This window comes from Flavonifractor sp. HCP28S3_F3 (genome assembly GCF_052065355.1).
Taxonomy (GTDB): domain Bacteria; phylum Bacillota; class Clostridia; order Oscillospirales; family Oscillospiraceae; genus Flavonifractor.
Map to the genome: position 1 here is coordinate 76,617 of NZ_JBQHUF010000007.1, position 15,376 is coordinate 91,992.

The window sequence follows — 15,376 nt, forward strand, 5'->3', positions numbered from 1 at the left end:
ACAGAAAGAAATGTTTCACGTGAAACGGCAGTCCGCGCAGCGGACTGCGGGCCTTCCCCGATCAATATTTATGAGGTGAATCAACCATGCTGGATATTCGTTTTGTCCGGGAGAATCCCGAGATCGTTAAGGAAAACATCAAGAAGAAGTTCCAGGAGGCCAAGCTTCCCCTGGTGGATCAGGTTATTGAGCTGGACGCCGAGAACCGCCGCACCATCCAGGAGGCCCAGGACCTGCGCACCGCCCGCAATGCCAAGAGCAAGCAGGTCGGCATGCTGATGGGCCAGGCCAAGAAGGACCCCTCCAAGCTGGAGGAGGCCGAGGCTCTGAAGGCCGAGGTTAAGGCCGACGCCGACCGTCTGGCCTATCTGGAGGGCCGGGAGACCGAGCTGGCCGAGCAGATCCGCCACATCATGCTCCAGATCCCCAACATCATTGACCCTTCCGTGCCCATCGGCCCCGACGACTCCTGCAACGTGGAGGTCCAGCGCTTCGGTGAGCCTGTCACCCCCGACTTTGAGATCCCCTATCACACTCAGATCATGGAGTCCTTTGACGGCATCGACATGGACGCCGCCGGCCGGGTGTCCGGCAACGGCTTCTACTACCTGATGGGCGACATTGCCCGCCTCCACGAGGCGGTGCTGGCCTACGCCCGTGACTTTATGATCGACAAGGGCTTCACCTTCTGCGTGCCCCCCTTCATGATCCACGGCAACGTGGTGGAGGGCGTCATGTCCCAGACCGAGATGGACGCCATGATGTACAAGATCGAGGGCGAGGACCTGTACCTCATCGGTACCTCCGAGCACTCCATGATCGGCAAGTTCATCGACCAGATCATCCCCGAGGACAAGCTGCCCCAGACCCTCACCTCCTACTCCCCCTGCTTCCGCAAGGAGAAGGGCGCCCACGGCATCGAGGAACGGGGCGTCTACCGCATCCACCAGTTTGAGAAGCAGGAGATGGTAGTGGTCTGCAAGCCCGAGGACTCCATGAAGTGGTATGAGCAGATGTGGCGCTACTCCGTGGAGCTCTTCCGCTCCCTGGACATCCCCGTCCGTCAGCTGGAGTGCTGCTCCGGCGACCTGGCCGACCTGAAGGTCAAGTCCTGCGACATCGAGGCCTGGTCTCCCCGTCAGCAGAAGTACTTCGAGGTGTGCTCCTGCTCCAACCTGGGCGACGCCCAGGCCCGCCGCCTGAAAATGCGCGTCAAGGGCGAGAAGGGCATGTACCTGCCCCACACCCTGAACAACACCGTGGTGGCGCCTCCCCGTATGCTCATTGCCTTCCTGGAAAACAACCTCCAGGCCGACGGCTCCGTCAAGATTCCCGCTCCCCTGCGTCCCTACATGGGCGGCAAGGAAGTGCTGGTACCCAAAGCGTAAGGAGAATTTATGTCCGCAAAAGAGAAAACCAAAGGCTTTATGGCCGAGTTCCGCAAATTCATTGCCCGGGGCAACGTGATCGACCTGGCGGTAGGCGTCATCATCGGCGGCGCCTTCCAGTCCATCGTCAATTCCCTGGTCAATGATGTGATCAATCCCATCCTGGGGGTGTTTGCCGGGGACAGCGAGTCCCTGGCCACCTCCCTCACCTTCCAGCTCCCCGGCGGCGGCCAGCTGATGCTGGGCAGCTTTATCAACGCCGTCATCAACTTCCTCATCATGGCCTTTGTCATCTTCCTGCTGGTGAAAGGCATCAACTCCTTCCACCGCAAGAAAGAGGAAGCACCTAAGGCGGCTCAGCCGCCCAAGCCCTCCGCTGAGGAAGTGCTGCTCACCGAGATCCGCGACCTGCTGAAGGAGGGCCGCCATGAGTGACCGGCCTGAGGACAACAAGCCCCAGGAGGAACAGGAGCCCTATATCCCTGCCTCCCCTATCAAGCGCATTATTGCCTGGGTGGGCATCGTCTATATGGTCTGCCTGATTTTCCTCAACCTCTACCCCTTTTTCAACGGCGGGTCCTATCTGACCGGCGTAGCACCTTTATTTGCCTGTCCCGGTATTGTCGGACTGTTGGTCATCGCCATTTGGACGCTGCGCCAGCCCGACGAGACCTATTCCAAAAAAGCCTCTATGGTGGTACTGGCCCTGGTATGTGCAGTGGGCCTGGTAGTCAGTCTGGTGCTGGGCATCCCCGGCCTGCTGGCTAACTTCAACTGAAACACGATACCAGCGGCAAAGGCTCTGTTTACCTGACTGAGAAAGGGAGGTAACACAATGAAACGACTGCTTGCATGGCTCGTAACCGGCTCCCTGCTCCTGACGCCTGCACTGGCTGCCGGGACGGAGCAGACAGACCTCTTCCCCGCCGTACGGGAACCCGCCGCCTTTTCTGATGTGGCCGACGGCAGCTGGTACGCCGATTCCGCCGCCCTGTGCTATGAGGTTGGCCTGCTCAACGGCACCGGCGAGGGCAAGTTCTCCCCCGATGCCACCGTTACCATTGCACAAGCCGCCGCACTGGCCGCCCGCATCCACAACATCCGCAGCGGCGGCACCGGCGATCTGCCGCACGCCCCGACAGAGTGGGGACAAATCACCCTCACCCGGGCTGACGGAACCTCCTTCGCCTTTGACAACAACATCTCCACCGGCTACTGGGTGGACGCCCGCAACATTCAGTACCCCTATTTCAACGCCGACCAGAGCTGGCAGGCCTTTGACGGCCAGCCCATCACCCTGAACCTCAACGGTACCGACTACACCGGCACCACCACCTGGATGATCTGGAACAGCACCCCCTCCCTCCGCTTCCAGCTCAGCGATCCCAATCAGTACGACGACGCCTACTATGAGGACCTGTGGACAGCTACCCGGCGGCCTTCCTCCGATCTGTGGTATCGGGATACCACCTGGTACCTGGAGACCGTCCTTGGAGCCGACCTTTACCAGATGGGCGGCATGGGCCAGACAGCTAGCCGGCTGGACTTTGTCCAGCTGCTGGCGCTGGCTTCCGACGGCCTGCTGGAGCCCATCAATGACATAACCGACGTGCCCGACTGCGAGGGTGAGGCGGAAACGGCAGTCCTTCCCTTCTATCAGGCAGGTATTCTCACAGGCATCGACGATTCCGGCAACTTTAATCCCAACGGTACCCTGAGCCGGGCGGAACTGGCCACCATGGCGGCCCGGCTGATCCGGCCGGAGCTGCGCCAAAGCGTTACCTCCGCTGCACCTGCACTTCCCTGACCGCTTTCCAAAAGTCTCTGAAAAGGAGTCACATCCATGCCCGACGAAAAAACGACCGACTTTCTGGCTCAGCTTCCCCGGCTCCAGAATGGGCTGAAGGCCCTGGGTATCCAGAGCCGGAACGGCGCTGAGCAGCTGGCAAAATATGGGCATCACTTGCTGGAACAGAACCAGGTAATGAACCTGACGGCCATTACCGACCCTGACCAGGTGGTGGACCTCCACTTCCTGGACAGCGCCGCCCTGCTCACCATTGGGGAGGATTTTCAGAACAAGACCATGATTGACGTGGGCACCGGCGCGGGCTTCCCCGGCCTGCCCCTGAAAATTCTGGAGCCCTCCCTGGACCTTACTCTGCTGGACAGCCTGGGTAAGCGGGTGACCTGGCTGAGTTCCGTCTGTGAAGCTCTTTCCCTTGACGGCGTGACCTGTCTCCACGCCCGGGCGGAGGAGCAGGCCCTGGAACAGGGCTTCCGGGACAGCTTCGACTTTGCCGTGTCCCGGGCGGTGGCCTCTCTGGAGCTGCTCAGCGAGCTGTGCTTGCCCTATGTTAAGGTAGGCGGCAAGTTTTTGGCTATGAAAAGCGTGGACAGCGGCGCGGAGACCGAGGGCGCAGCCCGGGCCATTGCCAAGCTGGGCGGCCGTCTGCTCCCCCGGGTGGACTACACCATTCCCGGCACAGAGGTGGTCCACCGGGTGGTGGTGGTGGAAAAGATTGCCCCCACCCCCAAAGGCTTCCCTCGCCGCTGGGCGAAAATGCAGAAAGCGCCCCTATAATGGGAATTTTTCTCGCACTTTGCACAAAAAATCATTGATTCTATTGTGAAACCATGATATGGTATTGATAGTTGAAACGGAGTGTGCCTATGTCCACTGCAATCGTCATCACGTCCGGTAAGGGCGGCACAGGCAAAACCTCCCTCACTGCCGGTCTGGGCTCCTGCCTGGCGGCCCTGGGGAAGCGAGTGCTGTGCATTGATATGGATATTGGCCTGCGGAACCTGGACCTGAGCCTGGGACTCAGCGACCGGGCGCTGATGGACTTTACCGACGTGCTCAGCGGCCGGTGCTCACTGGAAAAGGCGGCCGTTGCCCACCCGGTGATCCAGGGCCTGAGCCTCATTACCGCGCCGGTGACTCTGCCGTCGGAACCCCTGAGCGAGCACGCCATGCGGGACCTGATCCGACAGGCCAAGGTACAGTACGACTTCATTCTGATGGATTCCCCAGCGGGACTGGGAGAGGGCTTCCGGCTGGCCTGCTGCGGGGCCGACCGGGCCGTGGTGGTCTCCACCACCGACGCCTCCGCCCTGCGGGACGCACAGCGGACGGTGACCCTGCTGCGGGGCGCTATCCCCAGAATCCATCTGGTGGTCAACCGGGTGCAGCCCAAGCTGCTCCGCCGGCTCCACACCACCATTGACGACGCCATGGATGCCGCCGGCCTGCCCCTGCTGGGCATCGTGCCGGAGGACCCCCAGGTGATGCTGTGCGCAAACCGGGAGCAGCCCCTGATCCTGTACGCCAACCGGGGCGCCGCCACAGCCTACTTAAATATTGCCAAGCGTCTGCTGGGGCAAAAGACGCCCCTCATGCGGATCCGATAACCATTCTTGATAAGGAAAAGAGAGGATTGATTTATGAATATCGCGTTGATGAGCCATGATCGAAAGAAGGAACTGATGGTCCAGTTCTGCATCGCCTACTGCGGCATTTTATCCAAGCACACGATCTGTGCCACCAACACGACGGGGCGGCTGGTGGCGGAGGCCACCGGTCTACCGGTACAGCTCTTCCTCTCCCACGAGCACGGCGGCAGCCAGCAAATCGGCGCCCGCATCGCCTATAATGAGATCGACATGGTGCTGTTTTTCTCCGACCCTCAGTCCAACGACCTGGACGCCGATCTCCAGTACATCACCCGCCTGTGTGACCAGAACAACGTGCCCTACGCCACCAACGTGGCTACCGCTGAAATTCTGATCCACGGCCTGGAGCGGGGCGACTTGGACTGGCGCGATATCGTCAATCCGAAAACCAAGCCGTTTACCGCCTGATTTTTCGGAAATTCATTGACATTTGGCCGTTTTTGGCATACGATTGCATGCGGACTACCGCCCACACAGCGAAAGCAGGCGCTTTCGTCCCGTGACAAGGGACGGGAGCGCCTTTTTTACTTTCTTTATAAAGGAGCGTTACTATGGCTCAGGTAAAACCCCGCACCCTCTCCGGCTTCATGGAGCTGCTGCCCGCCCGGCAGGTACAGTTCGACCGGATGGTGGACATTCTGCGCAAAAGCTATTCCCTCTACGGCTTTACTCCCCTGGATACCCCCGCGGTGGAGGCGGCCGAGGTGCTGCTGGCCAAGGGCGGCGGCGAGACCGAGAAGCAGATCTACCGCTTCCAGAAGGGCGACACCGACCTGGCCCTGCGGTTTGACCTGACGGTGCCGCTGGCCAAGTATGTGGCCCTCCACCAGAACGAGCTCACCTTCCCCTTCCGCCGGTTCCAGATCGCCAAGGTCTACCGGGGCGAGCGCGCCCAGAAGGGCCGCTACCGGGAGTTCTATCAGGCGGACATCGACGTCATCGGCGACGGCGCCCTGGACATCGTCAACGAGGCGGAGATTCCCGCCATCATCTACAAGACCTTCACCGCCCTGGGTCTGAACCGGTTCAAGATCCGGGTAAACAACCGGAAAGTCCTCAACGGCCTGTTTGCCATCCTGGGCCTGGAGGAGCAGTCCGGCGACGTGATGCGCACCATCGACAAGCTAGAGAAGATCGGCGCTGAGAAGGTCAAGGCCATCCTGGTGGACGACTTCAACGTGTCCGCTGAGGCCGCCGACTCCCTGCTGGCCCTGCTGGCCGCGTCCGACCCCATGACCGCTCTGGAGCCTTTCAAGGGCAAGAACGAGCTGTTCGACCAGGGCGTCAGCGAGCTGACCACCGTGGTGAATTACCTGTCCGCCTTCGGCGTGCCCGAGGATCACTTCATGGTGGATCTTACCATCGCCCGCGGCCTGGACTACTACACCGGCACCGTGTACGAGACCGTCATGCTGGACCATCCCGAGGTGGGTTCCATCTGCTCCGGCGGCCGGTATGATAACTTGGCGGAATATTACACCGATAAACAACTCCCCGGAGTCGGTATTTCCATCGGTCTGACCCGTCTGTTCTCCGTTCTGGAGGCTCAGGGCTACCTGAACGATTCTCTGGTCACCGCCCCTGCGGACGTGCTGATCCTGCCCATGACCGAGGATCTGGCCCCCGCCATCTCCTTCGCCACCGCCCTGCGGGAGGCCGGGGTGCGGGCTCAGCTCCACTGCGAGAAGAAGAAGTTCAAGCAGAAGCTGTCCTACGCCGACAAGCTGGCCATCCCCTACGCCGCCTTCCTGGGTGAGGACGAGATCGCTCAGGGCAAGGTCACGGTAAAGGATCTGACCACTGGAGAGCAGAACACCCTCACTCCCGCCGAAGCGGTTGCTCTGGTGCAGGCCGGGCTGGCCGACCGGGCTTCCGGCACCCCCATCACCGAGCCGGAAACTTAATGGAACTTTCCCCCTCCCCTGCCGTCTAAATACCACTATCATTGCTTAGGAGGAACGTTCCATGAAAAAACTCATTGCCCTCATGCTGGCCGCCGCCCTGACGGTTGGCTCCGCCGCCGCCATTACCCCCGAGGAGGCCTTTCCCAGCAAGAACACCTATCCCGGCTACTCCGACGTGGCTGACGGCGCCTGGTACGCCGACGCTGCCAAGGTGTGCTACGAGGTGGGCCTGATTACCGGCACTGACGCCGGCTTCGCCCCCGACAAGATCCTCACCGTGGGCGAGGTGGCCGCCATTGCCGCCCGCATGAACGAGGCCATTACCGGAGAGGCTATCCCCATGGCCACTCCCAAGCCCGGCGAGACCCTGCCCTGGTACTTCTCCTATGTGACCTATCTGGAAAAACTGGGCATTGACGTGCCCGACCCGGAGAAGCAGGCCACCCGTCTGGAACTGCTCACCCTCATGGGCGGCGTGATCCCCGAGGACATGCTCTCCCCCATCAACAGCATCAACACCCTGCCCGACACCGATGACGCCACCGTGCTCCGCTTCTACAACGCGGGCATCCTCACCGGCGTGGACGGCTGGGGCACCTTCGCTCCCGACAAGAGCCTGACCCGTGCCGAGACCGCCGCTCTGGTGGCCCGTGTGGCCCGGCCCGAGCTGCGGGAGACCTTCACCCCCGCTGACTACACCATGTTCATCGCCGCGAACCTGAAGCCCTCCGACGTGCTGTTCACCAACGGCACCACCGCCGGGCAGTACCTGCCCTACGTGCAGGAGCTCATCGACGGCCTGGAGGCCGACTGCGCCGCTGCCGGTATGGAGTTCAACTGGTTCAACACCGTGGACGGCGTGGAGTTTCTGGACTACGTGAAGAACACCGCCCTGACCCACTTCGGGGTCACCGCCAAGGACGGCACTGACCTGTACAAGAACTTTGATGTGCAGGTGTATTACAGCCGTTACCTGGATCTGAAGGGCAATATCTGATTTCTATTTGTTATATCGAATCCCTTAATTACGATTTGGAGTTGATTTTTCATGGATAACGTGCGTACCCACTATCGCACCCACTCCTGTGGGGAGCTCCGGATGGAGCATGTGGGCCAGACCGTCACCCTGGCGGGCTTCCTGGAGAACTTCCGTGAGGTGGGCGCCAACCTGGGCTTCCTGGTGCTGCGTGACTTCTACGGCACCACCCAGGTGGTGGCTGAGACCGAGGAGATGGTCAAGACCATCAAGGCCCTGAACAAGGAGTCCACCATCGCCGTCACCGGCGTGGTGCGGGAGCGGGACAGCAAGAACCCCAAGCTGCCCACCGGCGACATTGAGGTTGTGCCCCAGACCATCGAGGTGCTGGGCCGCTGCCGCCACAACGAGCTGCCCTTCCAGGTCAACCGCAGCCGGGAGGCTGACGAGACCCAGCGGCTGAAGTACCGCTACCTGGATCTGCGCAATCCGGAGGTCAAGAACAACATCATCCTCCGCTCCCAGGTGGTGGCGGCGCTGCGCGCGTCCATGATCGACCACGGCTTTATGGAGATCACCACTCCCATTCTGACCGCCTCCTCTCCCGAGGGCGCCCGTGACTATCTGGTGCCCAGCCGGAAGCACCCCGGCAAGTTCTACGCCCTGCCTCAGGCGCCCCAGCAGTTCAAGCAGCTGCTGATGGCCTCCGGCTTCGACAAGTACTTCCAGATCGCCCCCTGCTTCCGGGACGAGGACGCCCGCGGCGACCGCTCCCCCGGCGAGTTCTACCAGCTGGACATGGAGATGGCCTTTGCCGGTCAGGAAGACGTGTTCGCCGTGCTGGAGGACGTGCTGCCTCCCATCTTCGCCAAGTTCGGCACCTACAATGTGGCCTCTGAGGCTCCCTTCCGCCGCATCTCCTACCTGGAGGCCATGGACAAGTACGGCTCCGACAAGCCCGACCTGCGCATCGACCTGACCGTCACCGACGCCACCCAGGTGCTGGGCTCCTGCGGCTTCGGCCCCTTCGAGGGCAACACCGTCAAGGCCGTGGTGGTCACCGGCTTCGAGGGCACCCGCAAGCAGATCGACGGCATCTGCAACGAGGTGGAGGTCCAGTCCGGCAACAAGGCCTACTGGTTCCGCTACGACGAGAACGGCGAGATCGTGGGCGGCATCGCCAAGTTCGTCCAGCCCATCAAGGACGCCGTTGTGGAGGCCCTGGGCCTGGAGAAGGGCTGCTTCGTGGGCCTGACCGCCGGCAAGCTGCTCTCCGCCCAGAAGACCGCCGGCGTGCTCCGCTCCAAGCTGGGCGCCTTCTGCCCCAACCACATGGACAAGGAGCGCTACGAGTTCTGCTGGATCGTGGACTTCCCCATGTACGAGATCGGCGAGGAGTCCGGCGAGCTGGAGTTCTGCCACAATCCCTTCTCCATGCCCAACGGCGGCCTGGAGATCCTGAAGAAGGCCGCCGCCGGCGAGGTGGACCCCCTGTCCATCACCGCCTTCCAGTACGACCTGGTGTGCAACGGCGTGGAGCTGTCCTCCGGCGCCGTGCGGAACCACGACCCTGAGATCATGATCGAGGCCTTCCAGCTGGTGCGGCTGGGCGAGGACGACGTGAAGGCCAAGTTCCCCGCCATGTACAACGCCTTCACCTACGGCGCGCCCCCTCATGCGGGCATCGCCCCCGGCGTGGACCGTATGGTCATGCTGCTGGCCGGCGAGGACTCCATCCGTGAGATCATCCCCTTCCCCATGAACAAGAACGCACAGGACCTGATGATGGGCGCTCCCTCTTTCGTCACTCAGGCTCAGCTGGACGAGCTGAACATCGTGTGCACCAAGAAGGAAGAAGAGGACGCACAGTAACAAAACAAAAAGACCTGCCGCATATCGCGGCAGGTCTTTTTTTCTGTTATTCCTCGTCCAGCTTGAGCACGGCCATGAACGCTTCCGTGGGGATCTGTACTGTACCCAGAGAGCGCATCTTCTTCTTGCCCTCTTTCTGCTTTTCCAGCAGCTTCTTCTTTCGGGTGATATCGCCGCCGTAGCACTTGGCAAGCACGTCCTTGCGCATGGCCTTGACGGTTTCCCGGGCAATGATCTTGCCGCCGATGGCCGCCTGGACCGGCACCTCGAAGAGCTGACGGGGGATGTTCTCCTTCAGCTTCTCACACAGACGCCGGGCCCTGGGATAGGCCTTGTCCTTGTGGGCAATGAAGCTCAGAGCGTCCACCTGGTCGCCGTTGAGCAGCATATCCACCTTCACCAGCTCGGACACCTCGTATCGGTCCATCTCATAGTCCAGGGAGGCGTAGCCCTTGGTGCGGGCCTTCAGGGTGTCGAAGAAATCGTAGATGATCTCGCCCAGAGGCATGGAGTAGTGGAGCTCCACCAGATTGGTGTCCAGATACTGCATATCCTTGTACTCGCCCCGGCGCTCCTGGCACATGGGCATGATGTTGCCCACATAGTCGGGGGGCGTTACGATAGACACCTTGGCGTAGGGCTCCTCCGCCGTGGCGATCACCGCCGGGTCGGGGTAATTGTGGGGGTTATCCACCATGACCACGGTGCCGTCGGTCTTGGTGATGCGGTAAATGACCGAGGGCAGGGTGGTGATCAGGTCCAAGTCAAATTCCCGCTCCAGCCGCTCCTGGATAATCTCCATGTGGAGCATGCCAAGGAAGCCGCAGCGGAAGCCGAAGCCCAGGGCTACGGAGGATTCCGGCTCAAAGGACAGAGAGGCGTCGTTGAGCTGCAGCTTCTCCAGAGCATCCCGCAGGTCGGGATACTTGGAGCCGTCCTCGGTGTAGATACCGCAGTACACCATGGGCCGGGCGGGCCGGTATCCGGGCAGGGGTTCCGCCGCCGGAGCTTCCGCTCCCGTGATGGTGTCGCCCACCTGGGTGTCCTTCACGTTCTTGATGGAGGCGGTAAAGTAGCCCACCTCTCCGGCGATGAGCTCCTGGCAGGGCTCCATGCCCAGAGGCAGCAGGTGGCCGCACTCCAGCACCTGATAGGAGGCGCCGGAGGCCATCAGCTTTACGTTCATACCGGTTTTGATGGTACCCTCCATCACCCGGAAGTAGACGATAACACCCCGGTAGGGATCGTACTGGCTGTCAAAGATCAGGGCCTTCAGGGGTGCCTTGGGGTCACCCTTGGGGGCGGGGACATTTTTCACGATGTCCTCAAGCACGGCGGGGATGTTGATGCCCACCTTGGCGGAGATCTCCGGCGCGTCCTGGGCGGGGATACCGATGATGTTCTCGATCTCGTCCTTTACCCGCTTTGGGTCGGCGGCGGGCAGGTCGATCTTGTTCACCACCGGCAGGATCTCCAGGTCGTGCTCCATGGCCAGGTAGGTGTTGGCCAGGGTCTGGGCCTCGATGCCCTGGGCGGCGTCCACCACAAGGATGGCGCCCTCGCAGGCGGCCAGGGACCGGCTCACCTCATAGTTGAAGTCCACATGGCCCGGAGTGTCAATGAGGTTGAGCTCGTAGGTCTCCCCATCCTCCGCCTGGTAGTTCAGACGGACGGCCCGGGCCTTGATGGTGATGCCGCGCTCCCGCTCCAGATCCATGTTGTCCAGCAGCTGGGACTCCATCTCCCGGGCGGTAACGGCGTTGCACTGCTCAATCAGCCGGTCGGACAGGGTGGACTTTCCGTGGTCGATATGGGCAATGATGCTGAAATTACGAATCTTACTTTGATCAGTCATAGATAAAAAACCTCCGTGGCTGCTCGGGTATCAGTTCTTTTCCTTCCGGGCTCTTCCCCGGCAGTTCACCCGCTCCCCGGTTGTGTGGATGATCTGGAGCAGGGACTGATACAGTCCGGGGTAGTTCTCCATCAGCGCGTCGTTGTTCATGGGCGGGAAATTCCCCTTCTCCTTGACGTGGCAGGCCAGAGCCTCCACATACTCCGCCTCGGTGCAGATCATATCCGCCGAGGGGATGCCAGCCATAAACTGCCGGGCAGGCACGGAGAAAAAGTCCTCGTTCTGGGTGCCGTCCGCCCGGTACAGGTGGCGGAACATCTTATAAACAGCGGTACCCAGGTAGTCGGCAGCGGCGTTGATGGCCTCCTTCTTCCCGGTCTTGCCCAGCAAGTCGAAGAGCACGCCGATGGAGTTCACCAGCAGCTTCTTGTTCAGGGTAGCCAGGATGGAGCCGTGGAGCACGTTGTCCTTCTCCGCAGAGTAATCATACAGCTCCTCGGCGGCGATGGTGGTGCCGTCACGGCTCAATGTGCGGCCCAGCAGGAAGTCCGCCGATACATTATAATAGTTGCAGGCCTTGATGACAAAGGCCAGACCGGGCTCACGCACGCCGTTTTCGTAGTGGGACAGCAGGGCCTGGCTGATGCCCAGGTCCTTGGCCGCCGCTCTCTGAGAAATGCCTTTCTCCTGCCGCAGCAGAGACAGACAGCGGGAAAAATCAGAACTCATAGTACACCTCATTTAAAAACAGTAGGTATAGTATATATGGGTGAATACAAAAAGTAAAGTGCATTTTTTCACAATCTTATGCCTTTTCAGCATTGTAGTTTGTAGACTGATGGGTGTATAATATTTGTACCGCCGCATAGACGGCAAATCTGATCTGTAAGCATGATAACGGAGGATGATACCAATGGCCATTCATATGTTCCAGCAGCTCATCGACAGTCTGAAGAAGAGCCCCAAGCGCATCGTGTTCACCGAGGGCACCGACGCCCGCATCCTGGAGGCCAGTGCTCGCCTGCTGGCCGGTACCTGGCTGGCTCCTATCCTGATCGGCAAGGAGTCCGAGGTTAAGGCCGCCGCCGAAGAGGCCGGCTTCAACATCCGGGGCGCTGAGATCATCGATCCCGAGACCTACCCCGACATGGACAAGATGGTGGAGGCCATGGTGGAGCTGCGCAAGGGCAAGATGACCGCTGACGAGTGCCGCGCCGCTCTGAAGCACGGCAACTACTTCGGCACCATGCTGGTGAAGATGGGCGTGGCCGACTGCCTGCTGGGCGGCGCCACCTACTCCACCGCCGACACTGTCCGTCCTGCCCTGCAGCTGATCAAGACCAAGCCGGGCAACAAGATCGTCTCCTCCTGCTTCATCATGGTTCGTGAGGGCGTGGGCGACAACACCGTGCTCGCTATGGGCGACTGCGCCATCAACATTGACCCCACCGAGGACGAGCTGGTGGAGATCGGCCTGGAGTGCGCCAAGTGTGCCCGGACCTTCGGTATCGACCCCAAGGTGGCTTACCTGAGCTACTCCACCAAGGGCTCCGGCAAGGGCGACACCGTAGACAAGATGCGCAACGCCTGCGCCAAGGCCAAGGCTGCCGCTCCCGAGCTGGCCATCGACGGCGAGATGCAGTTTGACGCTGCCGTCTCCCCCACCGTGGGCCAGCTGAAGTTCCCCGGCTCTCCCGTGGCCGGCTATGCCAACACCTTCATCTTCCCCAACATCAACGCCGGCAACATCGGCTACAAGATCGCTCAGCGTCTGGGCAACTTTGCCGCTTACGGCCCCATCCTGCTGGGCCTGAACGCCCCCATCAACGACCTGTCCCGCGGCTGCAACGCCCAGGAGGTCTACTCCATGGCTATCATCACCGCGGCCCTGGCCTAAGCAATATCTGAAAGACTGGAGCACCTTTTATAGGTGCTCCAGTTTTTTATGGCCATGGAATAGACCTCCGCCCCCATCGGGGGCACGGCGCTCCGCGCCGCCAAGCGTTTTGTGCCGCAGGCGCAAAACCTTGATGCCGGGGCAATTCACTTGCCCCGAGCAGATTCAATCCCTTGGGGGCCCCCGCAGGCTGTAAGCCTGTGGGGAACTACTCCATGGCCATTATCACTGCTGCGCTGGCCTAAAAGATTACGCAAAACAGGAGCACCTTCCGCGGGTGCTCCTGTTTTTTTATGCCCAAAGCACAGGAGCAGCACCCACAAGATATCGTATTTTCTCATTTCATCGCCCCCAAAAATTCCAAAAGCTGTATTTTTTCCGTCTTACACTTGACTTTTTCGCAAAAAGCGTGTATGATACGGCTTGTAACAATTTGTAACCATTCTTACGGAACTGTTACAATCAGCCATTTGGCTGTAACCATATGATACATTTTACTAGAACGGGAGGGTATCCCCCACATGGAATCGATCCTTCATCTGCCCCGTTGGGACGGGTCCAACGTCCAGGCCAGGCTGGGGCAGCTCCAGCAGCGGCTGGAGCTTCTGCAGCGCCGCCTGGACACCGCCACCGCGGGCGAACGGCGGCTGATCAGTCCGCTGAACTTCTTTGCGGCTGCCGCTGTGATCGGTGTGGCCGCCATCGTGGCTACCGTGTACACCCCCGCCTATGTGGTGACACAGAACGGCGTGGTGCTGGGCACCGTGTCCGACCCCCAGGTCTTTGAAGACGTGGTGGACCGGGTGGAAGACCGGGCCAGCGAGATCCTGGGCTACGAGTACACACTGGACGGAGAGGTTACTTACGATTTTGCTCTGACGGAGCCTGAGAACATCACCCCCACCGCCCAGTTTGAGACCTACCTCTTCGATCAGATCGGCGAGGTCATGAAGAACTACGTGCTCACGGTGAACGGAGAGTTCATCGGCGCGGCTCAGGACCGGGCTGTGCTGGACGGCGTGCTGGAGCAGGTAAAGTCCGCCTACGTCACAGAGAACACCGTCTCCTCCGAGTTTGTGGGCACCGTGTCCATCTCCCACAAGTACACCGCCTCCGACGTCAATCAGGACGCGGCGGCCATGCTCTCCGCCCTGACGGCCAACACCAACGGCCAGACGGTATATGAGGTGCAGAAGGGCGACACCTTTATGCAGATCGCTCTGGACAACGGCATGACCGTGTCCGAGATGGAAGCTCTCAACCCCGACGTGGATATCAACAAGATCTACATCGGCCAGCTCCTCAACGTGAAAGAGGAGATCCCCTTCCTCTCCGTCAAGACCGTGGACAACGTGACCTACACCGAGTCCATTGACTGCCCGGTGGTAGAGGTGGAGGACGACACCATGTTCCAGGGCCAGACCAAGGTGCTGGACGCCGGTACCCCCGGCGAGCAGGTGGTCAACGCCGACATCGCCTACCTCAACGGCGTGGAGCAGGAGCGTACCATTCTTTCCACCGAAGTGACCCGGGAGGCCACCAACAAGGTCATCGCCGTGGGCACCAAGGTGCGGCCCAGCTGGTACCCCACCGGCACCTATATCTGGCCGGTATACGGTACTATCACTTCTTCCTTCGGCTACCGCTCCGTCTTTGGCTCTTACAGCTACCATGACGGTCTGGATATCGCCGCTCCCTACGGCACCACCATTAAGGCCTCTGACGGCGGCACCGTGGTGTTTGCGGGCACCGGCACCGGCGGCTACTGGAGCTTTGGCAACTACGTAATGATCGACCACGGCAACGGCGTGCGCACCATCTACGCCCACTGCTCCAGCGTGCTGGTCTCCACCGGCGACCATGTGTATCAGGGACAGGCCATTGCCAAGGTGGGCTCCACCGGCCGGTCCAGCGGCAACCACTGCCACTTCGAGATGCAGATCAACGGTACCCCGGTCAATCCCCGGTCTTACCTGAGCTGAACAAAAACAAAAACCGCGGAAGCAATCGCTTCCGCGGTTTTTTTCG

14 protein-coding genes are annotated in these 15,376 nt (G+C 60.7%); 12 read left to right on the forward strand and 2 right to left on the reverse strand.

Annotated features, from left to right (window positions below):
• Positions 1 to 86 precede the first annotated feature (86 nt).
• From serS to aspS, 10 genes are all read left to right on the forward strand, one after another.
• Positions 87 to 1,388, forward strand: a complete 1,302-nt coding sequence (serS, locus tag ACTNB1_RS08300; RefSeq protein ID WP_441168780.1) for a serine--tRNA ligase — start codon at positions 87 to 89, stop codon at positions 1,386 to 1,388.
• Positions 1,389 to 1,397: 9 nt separating this feature from the next.
• Complete coding sequence (mscL, locus tag ACTNB1_RS08305) at positions 1,398 to 1,823, forward strand: large-conductance mechanosensitive channel protein MscL (RefSeq protein ID WP_441168781.1); 426 nt, start codon at positions 1,398 to 1,400, stop codon at positions 1,821 to 1,823.
• Positions 1,816 to 2,166, forward strand: a complete 351-nt coding sequence (locus ACTNB1_RS08310; protein WP_441168782.1) for a hypothetical protein — start codon at positions 1,816 to 1,818, stop codon at positions 2,164 to 2,166. Before mscL ends, ACTNB1_RS08310 begins: the two co-directional genes overlap by 8 nt.
• A gap of 57 nt (positions 2,167 to 2,223) precedes the next feature.
• On the forward strand, positions 2,224 to 3,195 hold the full coding sequence (locus ACTNB1_RS08315; RefSeq protein WP_441168783.1) for an S-layer homology domain-containing protein: 972 nt from the start codon (positions 2,224 to 2,226) through the stop codon (positions 3,193 to 3,195).
• A 36-nt stretch (positions 3,196 to 3,231) separates the two neighbouring features.
• On the forward strand, positions 3,232 to 3,972 hold the full coding sequence (rsmG, locus tag ACTNB1_RS08320; RefSeq protein ID WP_441168784.1) for a 16S rRNA (guanine(527)-N(7))-methyltransferase RsmG: 741 nt from the start codon (positions 3,232 to 3,234) through the stop codon (positions 3,970 to 3,972).
• 89 nt (positions 3,973 to 4,061) lie between these two features.
• On the forward strand, positions 4,062 to 4,802 hold the full coding sequence (gene minD, locus ACTNB1_RS08325; RefSeq protein ID WP_441168785.1) for a septum site-determining protein MinD: 741 nt from the start codon (positions 4,062 to 4,064) through the stop codon (positions 4,800 to 4,802).
• A 33-nt stretch (positions 4,803 to 4,835) separates the two neighbouring features.
• Complete coding sequence (locus ACTNB1_RS08330) at positions 4,836 to 5,252, forward strand: methylglyoxal synthase (protein ID WP_087341273.1); 417 nt, start codon at positions 4,836 to 4,838, stop codon at positions 5,250 to 5,252.
• A 143-nt stretch (positions 5,253 to 5,395) separates the two neighbouring features.
• Entirely contained in the window at positions 5,396 to 6,748 is a 1,353-nt protein-coding gene (gene hisS, locus ACTNB1_RS08335) for a histidine--tRNA ligase (RefSeq protein ID WP_441168786.1), read from the forward strand.
• Between the two features lie 61 nt (positions 6,749 to 6,809).
• Positions 6,810 to 7,745 (forward strand): S-layer homology domain-containing protein, encoded by a 936-nt coding sequence (locus ACTNB1_RS08340; RefSeq protein ID WP_441168787.1) that lies wholly within the window; start codon positions 6,810 to 6,812, stop codon positions 7,743 to 7,745.
• 51 nt (positions 7,746 to 7,796) lie between these two features.
• Complete coding sequence (gene aspS / locus ACTNB1_RS08345) at positions 7,797 to 9,596, forward strand: aspartate--tRNA ligase (RefSeq protein WP_441168788.1); 1,800 nt, start codon at positions 7,797 to 7,799, stop codon at positions 9,594 to 9,596.
• A 46-nt stretch (positions 9,597 to 9,642) separates the two neighbouring features.
• Here aspS and lepA read toward each other — a convergent pair whose 3' ends face one another.
• A complete protein-coding gene (lepA, locus tag ACTNB1_RS08350; protein ID WP_441168789.1) occupies positions 9,643 to 11,451 on the reverse strand; it encodes a translation elongation factor 4 in 1,809 nt (602 codons plus the stop codon).
• A 30-nt stretch (positions 11,452 to 11,481) separates the two neighbouring features.
• Positions 11,482 to 12,180, reverse strand: a complete 699-nt coding sequence (locus ACTNB1_RS08355; protein WP_441168790.1) for a helix-turn-helix domain-containing protein — start codon at positions 12,178 to 12,180, stop codon at positions 11,482 to 11,484.
• Positions 12,181 to 12,364: 184 nt separating this feature from the next.
• On the opposite strand from ACTNB1_RS08355, the gene pta reads away from it, so the two are divergent.
• Positions 12,365 to 13,348, forward strand: coding sequence for a phosphate acetyltransferase (pta, locus tag ACTNB1_RS08360; protein WP_441168791.1), 984 nt, complete (start codon positions 12,365 to 12,367; stop codon positions 13,346 to 13,348).
• Positions 13,349 to 13,869: 521 nt separating this feature from the next.
• Positions 13,870 to 15,330: a peptidoglycan DD-metalloendopeptidase family protein gene (locus ACTNB1_RS08365; RefSeq protein ID WP_441168792.1), complete on the forward strand. Its 1,461-nt coding sequence runs from the start codon at positions 13,870 to 13,872 to the stop codon at positions 15,328 to 15,330.
• Positions 15,331 to 15,376 lie beyond the last annotated feature (46 nt).